At 62.3% G+C, this 19,515-nt stretch carries 14 protein-coding genes; 5 read left to right on the top strand and 9 right to left on the bottom strand.

Annotated features, from left to right (window positions below; genetic code table 11):
- Positions 1 to 69 precede the first annotated feature (69 nt).
- The 6 genes from HU715_RS03310 to HU715_RS03285 all read right to left on the bottom strand — a co-directional run bounded on the left by HU715_RS03310 (position 70) and on the right by HU715_RS03285 (position 7,238).
- On the bottom strand, positions 70 to 2,529 hold the full coding sequence (locus HU715_RS03310; RefSeq protein WP_186704710.1) for an EAL domain-containing protein: 2,460 nt from the start codon (positions 2,527 to 2,529) through the stop codon (positions 70 to 72).
- A gap of 191 nt (positions 2,530 to 2,720) precedes the next feature.
- Positions 2,721 to 4,547, bottom strand: coding sequence for an ATP-binding cassette domain-containing protein (locus tag HU715_RS03305; protein WP_186704709.1), 1,827 nt, complete (start codon positions 4,545 to 4,547; stop codon positions 2,721 to 2,723).
- Positions 4,540 to 5,142, bottom strand: a complete 603-nt coding sequence (locus HU715_RS03300) for a DsbA family protein (RefSeq protein ID WP_186704752.1) — start codon at positions 5,140 to 5,142, stop codon at positions 4,540 to 4,542. The genes HU715_RS03305 and HU715_RS03300 overlap by 8 nt, the downstream gene beginning before the upstream one ends.
- Before the next feature lie 36 nt (positions 5,143 to 5,178).
- Positions 5,179 to 6,120 carry an oxygen-dependent tRNA uridine(34) hydroxylase TrhO gene (gene trhO, locus HU715_RS03295; RefSeq protein ID WP_186704708.1) on the bottom strand — a complete coding sequence of 314 codons (942 nt, stop codon included), beginning with the start codon at positions 6,118 to 6,120 and terminating at the stop codon, positions 5,179 to 5,181.
- Positions 6,121 to 6,404: 284 nt separating this feature from the next.
- On the bottom strand, positions 6,405 to 6,704 hold the full coding sequence (locus HU715_RS03290; RefSeq protein ID WP_014337210.1) for a BolA family protein: 300 nt from the start codon (positions 6,702 to 6,704) through the stop codon (positions 6,405 to 6,407).
- A gap of 12 nt (positions 6,705 to 6,716) precedes the next feature.
- Entirely contained in the window at positions 6,717 to 7,238 is a 522-nt protein-coding gene (locus HU715_RS03285) for a DUF2059 domain-containing protein (RefSeq protein WP_092167494.1), read from the bottom strand.
- A gap of 202 nt (positions 7,239 to 7,440) precedes the next feature.
- Between HU715_RS03285 and HU715_RS03280 the strand changes: the two genes are divergently transcribed.
- Positions 7,441 to 8,835 carry a class II fumarate hydratase gene (locus HU715_RS03280; RefSeq protein WP_186704707.1) on the top strand — a complete coding sequence of 465 codons (1,395 nt, stop codon included), beginning with the start codon at positions 7,441 to 7,443 and terminating at the stop codon, positions 8,833 to 8,835.
- A 185-nt stretch (positions 8,836 to 9,020) separates the two neighbouring features.
- Here the strand turns inward: HU715_RS03280 and HU715_RS03275 are convergent, their stop codons facing one another.
- Positions 9,021 to 9,983 (bottom strand): DMT family transporter, encoded by a 963-nt coding sequence (locus HU715_RS03275; protein ID WP_186704706.1) that lies wholly within the window; start codon positions 9,981 to 9,983, stop codon positions 9,021 to 9,023.
- 192 nt (positions 9,984 to 10,175) lie between these two features.
- Here HU715_RS03275 and HU715_RS03270 point away from each other — a divergent pair, with 192 nt between their 5' ends.
- A complete protein-coding gene (locus HU715_RS03270; RefSeq protein WP_186704705.1) occupies positions 10,176 to 10,373 on the top strand; it encodes a DUF6316 family protein in 198 nt (65 codons plus the stop codon).
- A 159-nt stretch (positions 10,374 to 10,532) separates the two neighbouring features.
- Here the strand turns inward: HU715_RS03270 and HU715_RS03265 are convergent, their stop codons facing one another.
- Together HU715_RS03265 and pap are read right to left on the bottom strand one after the other, a co-directional pair.
- Positions 10,533 to 11,717: a thiolase family protein gene (locus tag HU715_RS03265; RefSeq protein ID WP_186704704.1), complete on the bottom strand. Its 1,185-nt coding sequence runs from the start codon at positions 11,715 to 11,717 to the stop codon at positions 10,533 to 10,535.
- Positions 11,718 to 11,820: 103 nt separating this feature from the next.
- On the bottom strand, positions 11,821 to 13,335 hold the full coding sequence (pap, locus tag HU715_RS03260) for a polyphosphate:AMP phosphotransferase (RefSeq protein ID WP_186704703.1): 1,515 nt from the start codon (positions 13,333 to 13,335) through the stop codon (positions 11,821 to 11,823).
- Positions 13,336 to 13,485: 150 nt separating this feature from the next.
- On the opposite strand from pap, the gene mnmC reads away from it, so the two are divergent.
- The 3 genes from mnmC (at position 13,486) to ngg (ending at position 19,413) form a co-directional block, all read left to right on the top strand.
- Positions 13,486 to 15,468 carry a bifunctional tRNA (5-methylaminomethyl-2-thiouridine)(34)-methyltransferase MnmC2/FAD-dependent 5-carboxymethylaminomethyl-2-thiouridine(34) oxidoreductase MnmC1 gene (gene mnmC / locus HU715_RS03255; RefSeq protein WP_186704702.1) on the top strand — a complete coding sequence of 661 codons (1,983 nt, stop codon included), beginning with the start codon at positions 13,486 to 13,488 and terminating at the stop codon, positions 15,466 to 15,468.
- Between the two features lie 423 nt (positions 15,469 to 15,891).
- Positions 15,892 to 17,664, top strand: coding sequence for an N-acetylglutaminylglutamine amidotransferase (locus HU715_RS03250; RefSeq protein WP_186704701.1), 1,773 nt, complete (start codon positions 15,892 to 15,894; stop codon positions 17,662 to 17,664).
- A gap of 3 nt (positions 17,665 to 17,667) precedes the next feature.
- Positions 17,668 to 19,413: an N-acetylglutaminylglutamine synthetase gene (gene ngg / locus HU715_RS03245; RefSeq protein WP_186704700.1), complete on the top strand. Its 1,746-nt coding sequence runs from the start codon at positions 17,668 to 17,670 to the stop codon at positions 19,411 to 19,413.
- Positions 19,414 to 19,515 lie beyond the last annotated feature (102 nt).

The raw sequence follows: 19,515 nt of genomic DNA, 5'->3' as shown, positions 1-19,515 counted from the left end.
TGTTCGGTTGAATGTGTCGATCACTGTCGGGCTCCTTTTGATTGTGATTTTCTCGGATCAACAAGCGTTTCAGCGGAACGTGCCGGGGGCCTTGAATAACAACGGCTGGGGCCGGGCCGGCCGACATTGCAACGTGTCGCAGGTAAACAATTGCGGGCGTTCGATCACATACCCCTGAGCGTAGTCCACCCCAATCTCCAACAATGCCTGCTCGATCTGGGCGGTTTCTACAAACTCGGCAATCGTGCGCTTACCCATGACGTGACCGATGTGATTGATCACTTCGACCATTGCACGGTTAATCGGGTCGTCCAGCATATCCTTTACGAAACTCCCGTCGATCTTCAAGAAGTCTACAGGTAAATGTTTCAGGTAAGCGAATGAAGACATTCCGGCGCAAAAGTCATCCAGCGAGAAATAACATCCCAAGCTCTTGAGTTCATTGATAAAACGGATCGCACTGCCGAGATTCGAAATAGCGCTGGTTTCTGTAATTTCAAAACAAATCATTTCCGGCGGGATCGAGTAGGCGGCGAACTGTTTACGCAGGAAGTCGAGGAACGCCTGATCTCCGATAGTTGTGCCTGACAGATTAATCGCACACATCGCCATGGGCCCCTGTCGCGATTCATTCAGGCACTGGCGGATGATCTTGAAGACGTTTTCCACTACCCAACGATCCAGGGATGTCATCAGCCCGTAGCGTTCCGCCGCGGGAATGAAGCTGTCCGGCAGGATCATCCGCCCGGCTTCGTCATGCAGGCGCAGCAGGATTTCTATGTGCCCGCCACCATGATCGCCCGGGCCCAGCGCGGCGATTTCCTGGGCGTACAGGCAAAAGCGGTTTTCCTCCAAAGCCATGTGCAGGCGCTGGACCCAGGCCATCTCGCCAAAACGCAGGGACAACTCCGAGTCGTCGGCATGATAGACCTGGACCCGGTTGCGCCCCTTTTCCTTGGCCATATAACAGGCCATGTCGGCGGCCCGCAGGGATGCCTCCAGGGTCGTCGGGGTCTGGGCGATGTGCACCAGGCCAATGCTCACGGTGGTCACGAACGGCCGGCCCTTCCAGACAAAATGCAGGTTCTGCACGGTCTGGCGCAGCCCTTCGGCAATCTTTTCCGCAGCCTCCGGCGAACAGTTCTCCAGCAGGATCCCGAACTCATCGCCGCCCAACCGGGCCAGGGTGTCGTTTTCCCGCAGCCCTGATTGCAACAAGGCACAGATATGCCGCAACAACTCGTCTCCCGCCGCGTGGCCGCAGGTGTCGTTAACCAGCTTGAACTGGTCCAGGTCGAGAAACATCAAGGCATGACGACCGACCTGGCGAGTGAGGTTGTGCAGGGCCTGCTCGAGGCGATACTCGAATTCCCGGCGGTTGGCCAGGCCGGTCAGGGCGTCGTGGGTGGCCTGCCACGACAGGTTGGCGATGTATTGCCGCTCCTGGGTCATGTCATGCAGCACCAGCACGGCGCCGCTGACCTTGCCAGCATGGCGGATCGGCGCGCCCACCAGGGTGACCGAGACCGTGCTGCCATCCAGGCGCTGGATCAGTTTCGAATGTTCGCTGGCGCCACTGAGTCGACCGCTGAGGATGTGCTCGATCAAGGTCAGCCCTTCGGTCTGGGCATTGTCATCGAGCAAATTGAACAGCGCGGCCAAGGGCAAGCCCGTGGCGTGTTCGGCCTTCCAATGGGTCATCGCTTCGGCAGCGGGGTTCATGTAGGCGATGGCCCCTTCCACGTCGGTGGTGATCACCCCATCGCCAATGGATTGCAGGGTGATCTGCGCTCGTTCTTTCTCCATCTGCAGCGCATTGGCGAACACCTGCCGCTGGGCCAGCAACTTATGGGTACGCAACAGCGCCAGGACGATCAGCCCCAGGGCGGTGGCGAAATTGGTCACCAGCAGAAGCCGCAGGATGAAACGCGAGCCCTCGCCCAGTGCGTCGCTGAACGCCTTGGCAGCCGGGGTCACGGAATCGTTGATCGCAAAGATCTGGGCCTTCCAGCCGCGGATGTCCACCTCCGAGGCCTGGCCCGCGGCGATGCTGCCGTGCATCTGCCGGGCGACGTTATTCAATTCGATCAGGTAGCCGTCGCCCACCGTCCAGAGATCGATGGCTTCTTCCAAGTAACTGAAGTGACGGAAATTCAAATAAAGCCAGATCAGGCTGGACACATCGTCCGGGTGATTGCCGCCCTTGAGGATGCCGGCCCGTGCGGCCTCCAGGTCCGGCGGCTCACGGTCCAGCGCCACCCGCAATTCGTGGCCGCCCTCGGGCACGGCGATGGCCTGCTGAAATTTTCGGAAAATCGCCTCATCGCGGCTGTCGGCGTAGAGGTTGAGGTAATAGATGGCGTCTTTCTGCCCCTTGGACCAGAGACTCTCCCCCGCCACATAGCCGCGAACCGCAGACAATACGTATAGGCTGACGCCGCCGAGCAATGCCTGAAATAGCACAACGGCGATAAAGGGCCAGACGATACCCAGCAGCCGTGGTGTTCCGAGAGTCTGCTTTTGCTTCATGAGGTCCCTTGCACACAGGTATTGCGGACGAACACCCGCCAGAATTCCACTCCTGACTCAATAGCCTAGGCTAGTTTTCGACCCATCGAATGAATGGATGAACAGATCGACAGACTTTGCGTGGAATTTGGGAAAAACAGCGGGTTTGCCTGCTTTTTTTCCGATACTAAGCGCAGAAAACCGCCGGAAACTCAAGGCTGCTGTATTTGTTGCAAATGACCGTAGAGCCGAGCGTACAGGCCCCCTTCGGCAATCAGTTGCAAATGGTCGCCGTCTTCGGCGATTCGCCCACCGTCGAACACCAATACCCGATCAGCCTGCTTCACCGCCGAGAGCCGGTGGGCGATGATCAGGGTGGTACGCGCGCTCAAAAAACGCGCCAGGGCCTGGTGCAGGTTGTACTCGGTGGCCGCGTCCAGGGCCGAGGTGGCTTCGTCGAGAATCACCACCCGAGGATTGGCCAATACCATGCGGGCAATGGCCAGCCGTTGGCGCTGCCCGCCGGACAACCGTACCCCGGAACGCCCAACGATGCTTTCCAGGCCCAGGGGCAGCGCCCGTACCGTGGCGTCGAGTTGGGCGATTTCCAGCGCCTGCCAGCAGGCCTCGTCGCTGCGTTCACGGCCCATGGTCAAGTTAGCCCGCACCGTGTCGTTGAACAACGCCGGATGCTGAAGCACCACAGCGACGTTCTCGCGAATGGTTTCCAGGCCAACCTCCTGCTGCGTGGCGCCGCCGAAACGAATGCTGCCCGACTGCGGCGTGTACAGCCCGAGCAGCAACTGCACCAGAGTGCTCTTGCCGCCGCCACTGGCCCCGACGATGGCGACTTTTTCCCCCGCAGAGATGGACAGGTTCAATTGGTCGAGCACCAACTCCTCGCCGTAACCGAAACTCAACCCTTGGATCTCGATGCCCACGGTGTCACGGCCCTTGAACGGATCGACGACGCCGGTGTACTGCGGCTCGTCGGCCCGGGCCAGCAGTTCATTGATGCGGTTCAAGGCGCCGCCGGCGGCGTAAAAAGCGTACTGCAAATTCAACAACTGCTCGACCGGACCGATCATGAACCAGAGGTAGCTGAACACCGCCAGCATCTGGCCGATGGACAGGTCGGAAAACACCACGGTGAGCATGGCCGCCGCGCGAAAAATATCGATGCCGAACTGGAACAGCAAACCACTGGCGCGGTTCGAGGCGTCGGTTTTCCACTGCGAGTTCACGGCATAATCGCGGACTTCCTTGGCGCGCATTCCCAAGCGCCCAAGGAAATGGCCCTGGCGGTTGCCGGCGCGCACTTCCTGGATGGCGTCCAGGGTTTCGGTCAAGGCCTGGGTAAAGCGCGAGGTGCTGTCGTTCTCCAGTTTCTTGAGGTGCTTGACCCGCTTGCCCAACTGTACCGTGGCGTAGATCACCAGCGGGTTGAACAGCAGGATCAGCAGCGCCAGTTTCCAATGCATCCACACCAGGATCCCGGCGGTGCCCACCAAGGTCAGCATCGCCACCAGGAAACGGCTGAGGGTTTCGCCGATGAATTTGTCGAGGGTGTCCAGGTCGGTGACCAAGTGGGCCGCCACCGTGCCGCTGCCCAGGCTTTCGTACTCGCCCAGGGAGATTCGCTTGAGACGTTCGATCAGACGGATGCGAATGCGGTAGACGAGGTCCTTGGCCAGCCTGGCGAACAAGCGCGCCTGCAGCACGTTGAACAGCAAGGCGCCGCAGCGCAGGGCCAGGGTCGCCAGCAACATCAGCCCGATATAGCCAGCAGCGCTCTGCCACGCCGTTGGCAATGCATGGTTCATGACGTTCAAGGCCGCATCGCCGTGCCCCAGCAGGACTTCGTCCACCAACAGCGGCAACAACAACGGGATCGGCACGCTGCACAGCGTCGCCAGCACGGCCACGCCGTTGGCGATCCACAGGGCTTTTTTATGGGTGAGGGCCAGGCGACGGATTTCCGCCCAGCTCAACCGATCGATGCGCCGCGAGGCCGATGGGTCTGGCGGCCGCTCAGGCACAGGTCGCGCGCTCCAGCCATCGGCCCAGCAACGGCGACAACTGGCCCAGGGGCTGATAACCGTTGGTCAGCAAGGCCAGTTGGCCGTCGCGCTCAGCCAACAGCGTGGGGAACCCGGCGATGCCCAGGTCCTGTACCCAGGTGAAATCCGCCGCGGTGGCCGCGTGTTGGTCGGCGCGGTCAAAAGCGGCAGCGAATTCGATGCGTGGCAACCCGGCCTGTTCGGCCAGCTCCACCAGGACGCTGGCGTGGGTGACGTCGCGGCCTTGCACATAAAAGGCCTGCTGGATCAGCTTCACCAGCTTCCAGGCCAAGTCCGGGGCGAGGCTGCGGGCCGTCACCAATGCCCGGCAGGCTGGTTCGGTGTCGTAGACGAAACCGTCCGGCAGCGCCCCTTCAAGCTTGAAGGGCTGGCCGGTGGCCTGGGTCACCGCCTGCCAATGCTCAAGAATGTAGCGCCGGGTGGTCGGCTCCAGCGCCGAACCACTGCCGGTGCGCAAACCGCCCACCACCAGGTGCAATTCCACGCCCGCGGCCTGCGCCTGCTCGACCAATGCCTCGGCCACCGGTGCAAAGCCCCAGCACCAGGAGCACATCGGGTCCATCACGTAGAGCAGGCGTGACGCCATGGTTCAAGCCTCGGAAGATGTTTGCTTATAGTTGTAGCCGATCGGGTGCGGCATGTTCCGCGCCTTGGCCAACTCGATCTGCTTCTGCCGGTCGATGGCGCTGCGACGGGTTTTCTCGCTCAGCTTATCCCAGCAATGCGGGCAACTGATGCCAGGCACGTAATGCTCCGAGGCGCGGTCTTCGACGCTCACCGGCGTACGACAAGCGTGACATTGATCGTAGTCCCCTTCGCTGAGGTCGTGGCGAACGGTCACGCGGTTATCGAACACGAAGCAGTCGCCGCGCCACTTGGTTTCCTCCTGAGGCACCTCTTCGAGGTATTTCAGGATGCCGCCCTTGAGGTGATAGACCTCGTCGAAGCCTTGGCCCAGCATGTAGCTGGAAGCCTTTTCACAACGAATGCCGCCGGTGCAGAACATCGCGACTTTCTTGTGCCTGGCCGGGTCGAAGTTGGCCTTGATGTACTCGGGGAACTCGCGAAAGCTGGTGGTCTTGGGGTCGATGGCGCCTTCGAAGGTGCCGATGGACACTTCGTAATCGTTGCGGGTGTCGATCAACAGCACTTGCGGATCGCTGATCAACGCGTTCCAGTCTTGTGGCTCGACGTACGTGCCGACCTGCTTGTTCGGGTCCACGCCTTCGACGCCGAGGGTGACGATTTCTTTCTTGAGCTTGACCTTGGTGCGGTAGAACGGCTGCTCGTCGCAGTACGACTCTTTATGGTCGATGTCGTCCATGCGCGGATCGTTCTTGAGCCAGGCCATCAACCCGTCGATGCCTTCACGGGTGCCGGAGACCGTGCCGTTGATGCCTTCCTCGGCGATCAGCAGCGTGCCTTTGATGCCGTTATCAAGCATGGCCTTGAGCAGGGGCTCACGCAGCTCGACGTAATCTTCAAGGGTGACGAACTTATACAGTGCCGCCACGACAATGGGTTGTGTCATGGGTGTTTCTCCAGGTGGCTACCCTCGTAAAGGGTGAACCGGATGCGAAAAAAAACGCGCCGGGTGAGCGGCGCGTTGCGGATTCTAACAAAAACAATGTGGTTTTAGGAGCGAGAGCCTGTGTGGCGAGGGAGCTTGCTCCCGCTGGGTTGCGCAGCAGCCCCAAAAAACTGATTGGGATCAGCCTGACACGACGCGTGTGATTGGCTTGGGGGCCGCTTCGCAGCCCAGCGGGAGCAAGCTCCCTCGCCACAAAAGCTTCCTGGCCATAACAGGTTGCCCGCTCAGTGCTTGCTGCCACCGGCACACGTCGGCGAAGCCGGGGCCGCGTCGATCTGCGCCCATTCTTCGGGGGTGTAGGTGTGCAGCGCCAACGCATGGAACTCACCCATCAGCTCGCCCAGCGTGCCGTAGACCTTCTGGTGGCGCTTGACGCGATTGAGGCCTTCGAACTGCTGGCTGACCACCACGGCCTTGAAATGCGTCTGCAGGCCACGGCTGTGCATGTGGCTTTCATCCAGCACTTGCAAGTGCTCGGGCTGCAAGAGCCCGAGTGTCGATTCGATGCGTTGTTGCATGCTCATACCGGGCTCCGCTTACGGCTTTTTCTTGGCTGGGGCAGCGGCTTTTGGCTCGAGCTCGGCCGTCATGTCGGCCAGCAGCTTGTTGACCACCGGCACCGCGCTTTCAAGCTTGGCCTGGGTCAGCTGGGCCGATTGCTGAGTCAGCTGTGGCATTTTTTCCAGGACTTTCTTGCCCAATGGCGATTGGTAGAAAGCCACCAGGTCCTTGAGCTCCGACTCGTTGAAGTTGCTGGTGTAGAGCTTGACCATGTCGGGCTTGAGCTTGTTCCAGCCAATGGCTTGGTCCAGCGCGGCATTGGCCTTGGCCTGATAGGTTTCCAGGGTGGCTTTTTTCGACTCAGGGGCCTTGGTCTGTTCAAAGCGCTGGGCAAACATTTGCTGCACTTGCATGTACACCGGAGTGCCCAGTTTGTCAGCGTGCGCCAGGGTCAGGAACGCTTCGGCGCTGGCGTTGTGGCTGGCGGTATCGGCGAAAACAGGGCCGCTGGCACACACCAGAGCAACTGCGGTACAGATGGCACGAAGACGGGTCATCGAGTTTCCTTTGTTTACAGGCGAGGTAAAACCCCAAGGGCGACCATTCTGCGCCTAAAAAACGCCGGGCCTCAACCCCGATGCTTGTCGGGTCCGATTGACGGAGCGAACACACCGCTCCTGGATTGAGCGATGATTGAGGGAACCGGTGCCGCCCATCTGGGCCTAAACTGCGCATTCAGCCTTTAAGGAGTTTGACCCGATGAGCCGTATCGAAACCGACAGCCTTGGCCAGGTTGAAGTCCCGGATGAGGCCTACTGGGGAGCCCAGACGCAGCGTTCCATGATCAACTTCGCCATTGGCAACGAACGCATGCCGCTGTCGGTGCTGCATGCCCTGGCACTGATCAAGAAGGCCGCCGCGCGGGTCAATGATCGCAATGGCGACCTCCCCGCCGACATCGCCCGCCTGATCGAACAGGCCGCCGACGAAGTGCTCGCCGGCCAGCACGACGACCAATTCCCGCTGGTGGTCTGGCAGACCGGCAGCGGGACCCAGAGCAACATGAACGTCAACGAGGTGATCGCCGGGCGCGCCAACGAACTGGCCGGCAACCCCCGCGGCGGCAAGAGCCCGGTGCACCCCAACGACCACGTCAACCGCTCGCAGAGTTCCAACGACTGCTTCCCCACCGCCATGCACATCGCCGCCGCCCAGGCTGTCCATCAGCAATTGCTGCCGGCCATCAGCGAACTCTCCGGCGGCCTCGCGGAACTGGCGGCGCGCCACATGAAGCTGGTCAAGACCGGCCGCACCCACATGATGGATGCCACGCCAATCACCTTTGGCCAGGAGCTGTCGGCGTTCATTGCCCAGCTCGATTATGCCGAACGGGCGATCCGCGCCGCGCTTCCGGCCGTCTGCGAACTGGCCCAGGGCGGCACAGCCGTGGGCACCGGCCTCAATTCACCCCATGGTTTCGGCGAAGCGATTGCCGCTGAACTGGCGGCGCTCTCGGGCCTGCCGTTCGTCACCGCACCGAACAAGTTCGCCGCGCTGGCCGGCCATGAACCCCTGACTTCCTTGTCCGGCGCCCTGAAGACCCTCGCCGTGACCCTGATGAAAATCGCCAACGACCTGCGTCTGCTGGGCTCTGGCCCCCGGGCCGGCTTCGCCGAGGTGAAATTGCCAGCCAACGAACCGGGCAGTTCCATCATGCCTGGCAAGGTCAACCCGACCCAGTGCGAAGCCTTGTCGATGCTGGCCTGCCAGGTCATGGGCAACGACGTGACCATTGGTTTTGCCGCCAGCCAGGGGCATTTGCAGTTGAACGTGTTCAAACCGGTGATCATCCACAACCTGCTGCAGTCGATACGCCTGCTGGCCGACGGCTGCAGCAACTTCCAGCAGCACTGCATCGCCGGTCTCGAACCGGACGCCGAGCAGATGGCCGCGCACCTGGAACGTGGGTTGATGCTGGTGACCGCACTGAACCCGCATATCGGCTACGACAAGTCAGCGGAAATCGCCAAGAAAGCCTACGGCGAAGGGCTGACCTTGCGCGAGGCGGCGCTGCAACTGGGGTACCTGACCGATGAAGAATTCGATGCCTGGGTGAGGCCGGAGAATATGTTGGAGGCCGGTAGCCAGGGCTAACGCCATCCCCCCTGTGGGAGCGAGCCTGCTCGCGATGAGGCCGGCAGGCTCGACATCCTTATCGCCTGCCAAGCCGCTTTCGCGAGCAAGCCCGCTCCCACAATGGATCTTCAGTGTATGCAATATTACGGCTCACATAGATGCCCTGTGGGAGCGGGCTTGCTCGCGAAGAACGATAACGCGGTTTAACGCCCGACAGCCAAACGCTCGCGTCGGGCCTTGAGCCCGGCGATCAACGAGGGGCCCAGGGCGACCAGCGCCGAACCCAGCACTACCAGCACCGCCCCGCCATAGCCCAGCAGGTTGATCTGCTCGGCATGGACATAATCAGGCCACCACCAGGCCGCCATCGCCACTGCGGCGAAGGTCACCAGCGGCGTGATCGCCAGGGTCGCGCTGACCCGCGACGCTTCCCAATGGGCCAGGGCTTCGGCAAACGCGCCATAGGCAATCAAGGTATTGAGGCAGCAGGCGAGCAACAACCAGCCTTGCAGCGGGCTCAATTGCAGCGCCTCCAACGGATGCACCCAGGGCGTGAGCAGCAGCGCGCAAAACAGGTAGATCACCATCATCACCTGCAGCGAATTCCACACCGTCAACAATTGCTTCTGGCCCAGGGCGTAGAACGTCCAGACCGTCGATGCCAACAACACCATCAACACCCCGGCGGTGTATTCGCTCAGGGACGTCAGCAACTCGCCCAAGCGCTGGTTGAAAAACAGCGTGAAACCGATCAGCAGCACCAGCAGGCCAATGCCCTGCCCCACGCTGAACCGCTCCTTGAACACAAACAGGCTGGCGACCAGCAACATGATCGGCCCCATCTGCACCACCAATTGCGCGGTGCCGGGGCTCAAGCGGTTCAGGCCCATCAGGTACAACACGTAGTTGCCCACCAGCCCGAGCACCGCCATCGCCACCAGCCAGCCGCCGCGTGGGCCGAGGACCTTGCGACTGGGCAGGCGCCGGGTCGCCGCCAAATAAATGAACAGCAAACCGCCGGACACCAGCAAGCGAAACCAGGTCACGGTAACCGGGTCCATCACTTGCAGCACTTGCTTGAGCTTGATCGGCAGGATTCCCCAGAGCAGGGCCGTCAACAGGGCGAGGAACAAGCCGTAGACCCAGCGACCGGACGATATGTGCATGCAACCCTCGAAGCCCAGGACAAAGAACGCCCATTCTAGGCATCTATTCGCCCAGCGACACAGGAACAGTTGCGGATTAATTGAATCAATACCGACATGGCACATGGCCGCCTATCGGCTGGCCAAGCAGCGGTTCACGCCAGCCTCTAAACTTCACTCAACCTGATCCCGCCGCCCCTTTTGGAGCCCCTCATGCTTGGCAAACGCGCCCAGGACCTCGCCCCTGCGATGGTCTTTCCCAGTGACCGGATTTGCCGCATCAACGGCGAATTTTACTTCAACACCCGGGAAGGCACCCAGGAAGGGCCGTTCGCCAATCGCGAGGAGGCGTTGCGGGAGGTGGAAGCGTATGTACAGCGGATGCTGCAACTGACTCAGGTCGCCAGCTAGCGCCGTACTCCTGTGGCGAGGGAGCTTGCTCCCGCTGGGTCGCGAAGCGGCCCCCTGCCCCATTCAATAAACCGCATCGACAGTTTGGCGCCTGCTTCGCAGCCGAGCGGGAGCAAGCTCCCTCGCCACAAAAGCTCTGTGCAAGCATACTTTTTGCGGTTATCTCACCGCCTCGAACAACCCCGTAGCCCCCATACCGCCGCCCACACACATGGTCACGATGCCGTAGCGCAGGTTGCGCCGTTGCAACTCACGCACCAGATGCCCGACTTGCCGGGAACCGGTCATGCCGAACGGATGGCCGATGGAGATCGAGCCGCCGTTGACGTTGTATTTCTCTGGATCGATTTCCAGCCGGTTGCGGCTGTACAGGCACTGGGAAGCAAACGCCTCGTTGAGTTCCCACAGGTCGATATCGGCGATCTGCAAGCCCTTGGCCTTGAGCAGCTTGGGAACTGAAAATACCGGGCCGATGCCCATTTCGTCCGGCTCGCAACCGGCCACGGCGAAACCACGGAAAAACGCCTTGGGCTTGAGCCCCAGCGCCAAGGCCTTTTCCAGGCTCATGACCAAGGTCATCGAGGCGCCGTCGGACAACTGCGACGAGTTGCCCGCCGTCACCGAACCGTCTTCGGCGAACACCGGCTTCAGGCCCGCCAGGCTTTCATAGGTGGTGTCCGGGCGGTTGCAATCGTCATGATCGACCACGCCTTCAAGAATCTGCACCGCACCGGTCTGCTTGTCCTCGACCCGGTACTTGACCGCCATCGGGATGATTTCATCATCGAACAATCCCGCCGCCTGGGCCTTGGCGGTGCGTTGCTGGCTCTGCAAGGCGTAGCGGTCCTGCTCCTCGCGGCTGACCTGGTAACGGCGAGCGACGATCTCCGCTGTCTGGCCCATGGGAAAATAAATCCCGGGCACTTGCTCCTTGAGCAGTGGGTTGATCAGGTTGTCGGTATTGACGCTTTTCATCGTCAGGCTGATGGATTCCACACCGCCCGCCACAATGATGTCGCTGCAACCGGAAGCGATCTGGTTGGCGGCGATGGCAATGGCTTGCAGGCCCGAGGAACAGAAGCGGTTGAGGGTCATCCCGGCCGTGCCAATGCCCAATCGCGAGAGCACCGCCACGTTGCGCCCGATGTTGTAGCCCTGGGCGCCCTCATTGGAGCCGGCCCCGACGATGCAATCCTCGACGCTGGCCGGGTTGATGTCGTTGCGCGCCAACAAGGCATCGACACAATGGGCCGCCATGTCGTCTGGACGGGTCATGTTGAACTTGCCACGAAAGGACTTGGCCAGGCCGGTCCGTACGCTGTCGACGATCACCACTTCACGCATGGCTGTACCTCATTGTTCTGGTCGGTTGAGAGTGAATCGAGCATAGATCCACTGGATAACCGACCGCGACAATCATTCACCTCGCGTATGCGTACCCATCGCCCTAGCGCTTCTTCTTGCGAGCCTGTTTTGCGCTGCGCTCGAAAGCCGCCTCCAATGCCTGGTTAAGGGTGCGCAGTACCTTGACCCGCGCCCAGCGCTTGTCGTTGGCCTCCACCAAGGTCCAGGGGGAAATCTCGGTGCTGGTGCGGTCGACCATGTCGCACACTGCGGCGCGGTAGGCGTCCCACTTGTCGCGGTTGCGCCAGTCATCCTCGGTGATCTTGAAACGCTTGAACGGGATTTCCTCGCGCTCCTGGAACCGCTCCAGCTGGGTTTCCTTGTCGATGGCCAGCCAGAACTTGACCACCACCACGCCGGCGTCGGCGATCTGCTCCTCGAAGTCGTTGATTTCCCCGTAGGCCCGCAGCCAGTCGGCTTGGCTGCAAAAACCTTCGACCCGCTCCACCAGCACCCGGCCGTACCAGGAGCGGTCGAACATGGTGAACTTGCCGCGCGCGGGGATATGCCGCCAGAACCGCCACATGTAGGGGTGGGCGCGCTCTTCTTCCGTGGGCGCGGCAATCGGCACGATGCTGTATTGGCGTGGGTCCAGGGCCGCCGCGACCCGCCGGATCGCTCCACCCTTGCCCGCCGCGTCATTGCCTTCGAACACCGCCACCAGGGCATGTTGGCGCATGCGTTTGTCCCGCAGCAGGCCGGCGAACCGCGCCTGCTCGGTGATCAATTGTTCTTCGTAGTCGGCCTTGTCCAGGCGCCGGGTCATGTCCAGGCTGTCGAGCAGCGTGACCTGGCCGTCCAGCTCGGGCAGCGGCGCCACGCTGACCTTTTGCGGCTTGATTTTCGACCGGTCCAAGGCCTGGCGCAAACCGTCGAGCAGGATCCGCCCGACGGTGAGGCTGCGATAACAGCTGTCCATGCCTTCGATCACGTGCCATGGCGCGTAATCGCGGCTGGTACGGCGCAGCACCCGCTCACCGTATTTGACGAACTTGTCGTAGGTCTGGGATTGCTGCCAATCCAGCGGGCTGATGCGCCAACTGTGCAGCGGGTCATCCTTGAGCCCCTTGAGTCGGGCCTTCATCTGCTTCTTGGAGAGGTGGAACCAGAACTTGAAGATCAGCGCGCCTTCATCGCAGAGCATTTTTTCCAGGCGCTCGGCACCGGCGATCGCCTGGTCGAGTCGTGGGTCCTTGAATTCGCCATGGACCCGGCCCTGGAGCATCTGGCTGTACCAGTTGCCGAAGAAAATCCCCATGCGCCCTTTGGCCGGCAGCATCCGCCAATAGCGCCACGCGGGAGGCCGCGCCAATTCCTCGTCAGTCTGCTGGTCGAAGGTGCGCACTTCGATCAGCCGTGGGTCCATCCATTCATTGAGCAACTTCACCGTCTCGCCCTTGCCCGCGCCTTCGATGCCGTTGATCAACACGATGACCGGAAACCGGCCCTGCTGCTGCAACTCGAACTGCGCTTCCAACAGCGCTTCACGCAGGGCGGGCACCTCGGCCTCAAAGGTGTCTTTATCGATCACATGGCCGATTTCAGCGGATTCAAACATGGGCAGCTCCTTCCGGGGATGGCTCAAGACTAGCGGATTGGATGCGGCCCTGTGCAGCAGATTCCATTCAGATGCGCGCTCTGTTGCGATGGGTCAAGCAAGCCGATACCGATCGGCTAGAATGGCCGCTCAGTTTTGACCGAGCCTGCCATGACGCCCATCCAGCAACACGCCCAACTCGACTGGGATGATCAGGGGCGCCCGCGTTCGCGGGTGTTCGACGATGTGTATTTTTCCGATCAGTCGGGCCTGGATGAAACCCGTTATGTGTTCCTCGAGCAGAACAACCTGGCCGAGCGCTTCGCTGCGCTGGCCGCTGGCGGGCGGCTGGTGATCGGCGAAACCGGGTTTGGCACCGGCTTGAATTTTCTCTGCGCCTGGCAATTGTTCGAACAGTGCGCGCCAGCAGGCGCTCGGCTGCACTTCGTCAGCGTCGAGAAGTATCCCCTGAGCCCCGAAGACTTGCGCCGGGCCCTTGCCCTGTGGCCGCAACTGAGCCTTCAAGCGGAACAATTGCTTGAGCAGTACGTGGCGATCCACCAGGGTTTCCAGCGCCTGGTCCTGGCCAATGGCCGGGTGACGCTGACCTTGTTGATCGGCGATGCCCTGGAGCAGTTGCCGCAGTTGGACGGGCAGATCGATGCCTGGTTCCTCGACGGCTTTGCCCCAGCCAGGAACCCCGAGATGTGGACCGCCGAGCTGTTCGCCGAACTGGCCCGGCTGGCCGCACCCGGCGCTACCCTCAGTACCTTCACCAGCACCGGTTGGGTTCGGCGGTTGCTGAACGCGGCGGGCTTCAAGATGAAGCGCACACCGGGCATTGGCCATAAATGGGAAATCCTGCGCGGCGTGTTTCTTGGCTGGCCCGAGCAGACACCCGCGCCGTCCCTGGCAAAACCCTGGTACGCCCGCCCCTTGCCGCCCACCGGCGAGCGTCGGGCCTTGGTCATCGGCGGCGGCCTGGCCGGGTGCGCCAGCGCGGCGAGCCTCGCCGCCCGTGGTTGGCAGGTGACGCTGCTGGAGCGTCATGCCGGGTTGGCCGAGGAAGCGTCCGGCAATCCCCAAGGCGTGCTGTACCTCAAATTGTCGGCCCATGGCACGGCGTTGTCGCAGATGATCCTCAGCGGCTTCGGCTACACCCGACGCGTGCTGGAGCAACTGCAACGCGGCGTTGACTGGGATGCCTGCGGCGTCTTGCAACTGGCCTTCAACAGCAAGGAAGCCGAGCGCCAGGCGCAACTGGCCGAGGCGTTCCCAGCGGACTTGCTGCATTCACTGGATCAGTCCGAGGCCCAGGTTCGCGCCGGCATCGGCCTGGCCTGTGGCGGCTTGTTTTATCCCGAAGGCGGTTGGGTGCATCCGCCGGCGCTGTGTCGCTGGCAAGCCTCGGGGCCGGCAATTGATGTGCGACCCCATCATGACGTGCTGCACCTGCGCCGAGTCGACGGCCAATGGTCGGCATGGGACGGCGAACGCTGCCTGGCCAGTGCGCCAGTGGTGATCCTCGCCAGCGCTGCCGAGATCAAACGCTTCGAACCTGCCGCTGGTTTGCCGCTCAAGCGCATTCGCGGGCAGATCACGCGGTTGCCGCAAACCCGCCGCAGCCAGAGCCTGGCGACGGTGGTCTGCGCCGAAGGATATGTGGCGCCGCCGCGGCTGGGCGAACATACCCTGGGCGCCAGTTTCGATTTCAACAGCGACGACCTGACCCCCACCGCTGCCGAGCATGCCGGCAATCTGCAGATGCTCGAAGAGATCTCCCACGACCTGGTGGAGCGCCTGGATGCTGGCACCCTGGACCCGCACCACCTCGAAGGCCGCGCGGCGTTTCGTTGCACCAGCCCCGATTACCTGCCGATTGTCGGACCGCTGGCCGGGCGCCAGGCCTTCACCGAGGCCTACGCTGCCCTGGGCAAAGATGCGCGCCAAGTGCCGGACGCCCCCTGCCCATGGCTCGATGGCCTGTACATCAACAGCGGCCACGGTTCCCGCGGCCTGATCACCGGGCCCCTGTCGGGCGAACTGATCGCCGCCTGGCTGGACAACGAACCCCTGCCGCTGCCCCGCAGCGTGGCCGAGGCCTGCCATCCGAACCGGTTCGCGTTGCGGGCCTTGATTCGGGGCAAGACCTGACACAGATGGATGACCCGCCACAAATCCTGTGGGAGCTGAGCTTGCTCGCGATAGCGATGTGTCAGCCAATTAAGATGCCGACTGATCCACCGCCATCGCGAGCAAGCCCACTCCCACAAAGAGCCTGTGCCAGACGCATCATTTCTGCGGTCGATGAAAATCAACTGTGGGAGCGAGCCTGCTCGCGATTGCGGTGTGTCAGTCGCTTAGATACCAACTGATCTACCGCAATCGCGAGCAGGCTCGCTCCCACAGGTTTCGCTCTATTCTTCAGTCATGCAGCAGACCAAACGGGCCCCACCCCGCCGGCTTATAACGCATTGATCTAAAACTCACAGCAATCCCTCCGGTCAGTTTCAGAGTACCCGCCCTTTCGGCGCGTGCTGCTTGACCCCTCCCCAACGGAAACACCGGTAAGGACTTATGTGCGGATTAGCTGGAGAGTTACGTTTCGATCAACAACCTGCGGACCTTGCGGCCGTAGAGCGAATCACCCATCACCTGGCCCCTCGCGGCCCTGATGCCTGGGGTTTTCATAGCCAGGGACCGATTGCCCTCGGCCACCGACGCCTGAAAATCATGGACCTGTCGGACGGCTCGGCCCAGCCGATGATCGACAATCAATTGGGCCTGTCGCTGGCTTTCAACGGCGCGATCTACAACTACCCGGAGCTTCGCACCGAGCTGGAAGGCCTGGGCTACACCTTCTATTCCGGTGGCGACACCGAAGTGCTGCTCAAGGGTTACCACGCCTGGGGCGAAGCGCTGCTGCCCAAACTCAACGGCATGTTCGCCTTCGCCATTTGGGAGCGTGATGCCAAGCGGCTGTTCATCGCCCGCGACCGCCTCGGCGTCAAGCCGCTGTACCTGTCGCGCACCGGCCAGCGCCTGCGCTTCGCCTCGGCATTGCCGGCGCTGCTCAAGGGCGGCGACATCAATCCGATGCTCGATCCGGTGGCCCTCAACCATTACCTGAATTTCCACGCGGTGGTCCCGGCGCCCCGCACCTTGCTGGCCGGTGTTGAAAAACTGCCGCCCGCCACCTGGATGCGCATCGAAGCCGACGGCACCACCGAGCAGAAAACCTGGTGGACCCTGCCCTACGGCCCTCGCGCCGACGAACAGCACCTGAATCTGGAAGACTGGATCGATCGCGTTCTCGACAGCACCCGCGAAGCGGTTGCCATTCGCCAGCGCGCCGCCGTCGACGTCGGCGTGCTGCTGTCCGGCGGCGTCGACTCAAGTATGTTGGTGGGCCTGTTGCGGGAAGTCGGCGTCGAGGACTTGTCGACATTCTCCATCGGCTTCCAGGACGCCGGCGGCGAGCGCGGTGACGAATTCCAATATTCGGACCTGATCGCCAAGCACTACGGCACTCGCCACCACCAACTGCGCATCGACGAAAAAGAGATCATCGAGCAACTGCCCGCCGCGTTCCGCGCCATGAGCGAGCCGATGGTCAGCCACGACTGCATCGCCTTCTACCTACTGTCGCGGGAAGTCGCCAAGCATTGCAAAGTGGTGCAAAGCGGCCAAGGCGCGGATGAGCTGTTCGCCGGTTATCACTGGTACCCGCAGGTCGATGGCGCCAGCGATCCGTACGCCGCCTATCGCGCGGCATTCTTCGACCGCAGTTACGCAGAATATGCCGCCACTGTGCAGCCCAACTGGTTGACGGCCAACGACGCGGCCGGGGACTTCGTCAAGGAGCATTTCGCCCAACCCGGCGCCGATGCCGCGGTGGACAAGGCCCTGCGCCTGGACAGCACCGTGATGCTGGTGGACGACCCGGTCAAGCGCGTCGACAACATGACCATGGCCTGGGGCCTGGAAGCGCGCACACCGTTCCTCGACTATCGCCTGGTGGAACTCTCGGCCCGGGTCCCGGCGAAATTCAAGTTGCCCGATGGCGGCAAGCAGGTGCTCAAGGAAGCCGCCCGACGGGTGATTCCCAGCGAAGTGATCGACCGCAAGAAAGGCTATTTCCCGGTGCCGGGCCTCAAGCACCTGGAAGGCGACACCCTGGCCTGGGTTCGCGAACTGCTGCTGGATCCGAGCCAGGATCGCGGCCTGTTCAACCCAGCCATGCTCGACCGCCTGCTCACCGACCCCAACGGGCAACTCACGCCGTTGCGCGGTTCGCGACTATGGCAACTGGCGGCGCTGAACCTGTGGCTCAGCGAGCAAGGAATCTGATCGATGAAACCTCACGCAACTGTTCACAACCAACGCCTCTTGCGCGGCCAGGCGCCCTCCTATGAACGCCTGCAGGCACGCCTGGCCGAAGACGGCAGCGAATTGGGCGCCGACCCGATCGCGGTGCATTGCGGCTGGGGCCGACTGCTGATCGGCCACACCTTCCCGGACGCGGCGTGCCTGGCCCGGGAACTGCTCAACGAACAACCCGGCGAACGCGACATTGCCTTGTACGTGGCCGCGCCCCAGCAGGTGCTGGGGCTGGAACCGGCGCAATTGTTCCTCGATCCGTCCGACACCTTGCGCCTGTGGTTCAGCGACTATCGCCAGTCCACCCGGGTGTTTCGCGGCTTCCGCATTCGCCGCGCCCAGAGCGAGACCGACTGGCAGGCCATCAACCAGCTCTACCAGGCCCGGGGCATGCTGCCCATCGACCCGCTGCGACTGACCCCGCGTCACGAAGGCGGACCGGTGTACTGGCTGGCTGAAGACGACGATACCGGTGCGGTGATCGGCAGCGTCATGGGCCTGAATCATCAGAAGGCCTTCAACGACCCGGAAAACGGCAGCAGCCTCTGGTGCCTGGCCGTCGATCCGCAATGCCCGCGACCCGGTGTCGGCGAGGTGCTGGTGCGTCACCTTATCGAGCATTTCATGAGCCGTGGCTTGAGCTACCTCGACCTGTCGGTGCTGCACGACAATCGCCAGGCAAAAAATCTCTACGCCAAACTCGGCTTTCGCAACCTCTCGACCTTCGCCATCAAGCGCAAGAACGGCATCAACCAGCCGTTGTTCCTTGGGCCCGGCCCCGAGGCGGAGTTCAATCCGTATGCGCGGATCATCGTCGAAGAAGCTCACCGGCGCGGCATCGAAGTGCAGGTGGACGATGCCGAGGCCGGCTTGTTCACCCTGGTCCACGGCAGCCGCCGGGTGCGCTGCCGCGAGTCCCTGAGCGACCTGACCAGCGCCATCAGCATGACCCTGTGCCAGAACAAAAGCCTGACCCACAAGGTGCTGAAAAACGCCGGCCTGAACCTGCCGGCGCAACAGCTGGTGGGGAACGCCGATGACAACCTGGCGTTTCTCGATGAGCACGAACGGGTGGTGGTCAAGCCGCTGGACGGTGAACAGGGCCAAGGCGTGGCGGTGGACCTGCGCACCATCGAGGAGGTGCAGAGCGCCATTGAAGCGGCTCGGCAGTTCGATAGCCGGGTGCTGCTGGAGAGCTTCCACGAAGGGCTGGACCTGCGCATCCTGGTGATCGGCTTTGAAGTGGTGGCGGCGGCGATCCGGCGCCCGGCGGAGGTGATCGGCGACGGCCGGCACACCATCGGTGCCCTGATCGAAGCCCAGAGCCGCCGACGGCAGGCCGCTACGGGTGGTGAAAGCAAGATACCGATGGACGCCGAGACCCTGCGCACCCTCAATGCGGCGGGGTACGACTACGACAGCGTCCTGCCGGCCGGAGAGCACCTGTTCGTACGCCGTACAGCGAACCTTCATACCGGCGGCGTCCTGGAAGATGTCACCGGTATCCTGCATCCGACCCTTGCCGATGCGGCGGTGCGTGCCGCGCGGGCGCTGGACATCCCCATGGTCGGCCTCGACCTGCTGGTGCCGGCGGCCGATCAACCCGAGTATGTGTTCATCGAAGCCAACGAACGCGCAGGTTTAGCCAACCACGAACCCCAACCCACCGCCGAGCGTTTTGTGGATCTGTTGTTTCCTCATAGCCAGACGGTGGCTTAGCCCTTCTTCCGTGGCGAGGGAGCTTGCTCCCGCTGGGCTGCGAAGCGGCCCCTCTGCGTAGCCATCCGGGTTTGTGCATCGACCTGGAGCTCAAAGGGACCG

It is taken from the genome of Pseudomonas zanjanensis (genome assembly GCF_014268745.2).
Lineage (GTDB): Bacteria > Pseudomonadota > Gammaproteobacteria > Pseudomonadales > Pseudomonadaceae > Aquipseudomonas > Aquipseudomonas zanjanensis.
The sequence above is the reverse complement of the archived record's forward strand: the minus strand, read 5'-3'. Positions and strand labels throughout refer to the sequence as shown.

Bases quoted from the DNA above. Each gene is read 5' to 3' on its own strand.
- ngg (WP_186704700.1), top strand. From the start codon at position 17,668: ATGAAACCTCACGCAACTGTTCACAACCAACGCCTCTTGCGCGGCCAG.
- HU715_RS03280 (WP_186704707.1), top strand. From the start codon at position 7,441: ATGAGCCGTATCGAAACCGACAGCCTTGGCCAGGTTGAAGTCCCGGAT.
- HU715_RS03290 (WP_014337210.1), bottom strand. From the start codon at position 6,704: ATGAGCATGCAACAACGCATCGAATCGACACTCGGGCTCTTGCAGCCC.
- pap (WP_186704703.1), bottom strand. From the start codon at position 13,335: ATGTTTGAATCCGCTGAAATCGGCCATGTGATCGATAAAGACACCTTT.
- HU715_RS03275 (WP_186704706.1), bottom strand. From the start codon at position 9,983: ATGCACATATCGTCCGGTCGCTGGGTCTACGGCTTGTTCCTCGCCCTG.
- HU715_RS03285 (WP_092167494.1), bottom strand. From the start codon at position 7,238: ATGACCCGTCTTCGTGCCATCTGTACCGCAGTTGCTCTGGTGTGTGCC.
- trhO (WP_186704708.1), bottom strand. From the start codon at position 6,120: ATGACACAACCCATTGTCGTGGCGGCACTGTATAAGTTCGTCACCCTT.
- HU715_RS03310 (WP_186704710.1), bottom strand. From the start codon at position 2,529: ATGAAGCAAAAGCAGACTCTCGGAACACCACGGCTGCTGGGTATCGTC.
- HU715_RS03265 (WP_186704704.1), bottom strand. From the start codon at position 11,717: ATGCGTGAAGTGGTGATCGTCGACAGCGTACGGACCGGCCTGGCCAAG.
- HU715_RS03250 (WP_186704701.1), top strand. From the start codon at position 15,892: ATGTGCGGATTAGCTGGAGAGTTACGTTTCGATCAACAACCTGCGGAC.
- mnmC (WP_186704702.1), top strand. From the start codon at position 13,486: ATGACGCCCATCCAGCAACACGCCCAACTCGACTGGGATGATCAGGGG.
- HU715_RS03300 (WP_186704752.1), bottom strand. From the start codon at position 5,142: ATGTGCTCCTGGTGCTGGGGCTTTGCACCGGTGGCCGAGGCATTGGTC.
- HU715_RS03270 (WP_186704705.1), top strand. From the start codon at position 10,176: ATGCTTGGCAAACGCGCCCAGGACCTCGCCCCTGCGATGGTCTTTCCC.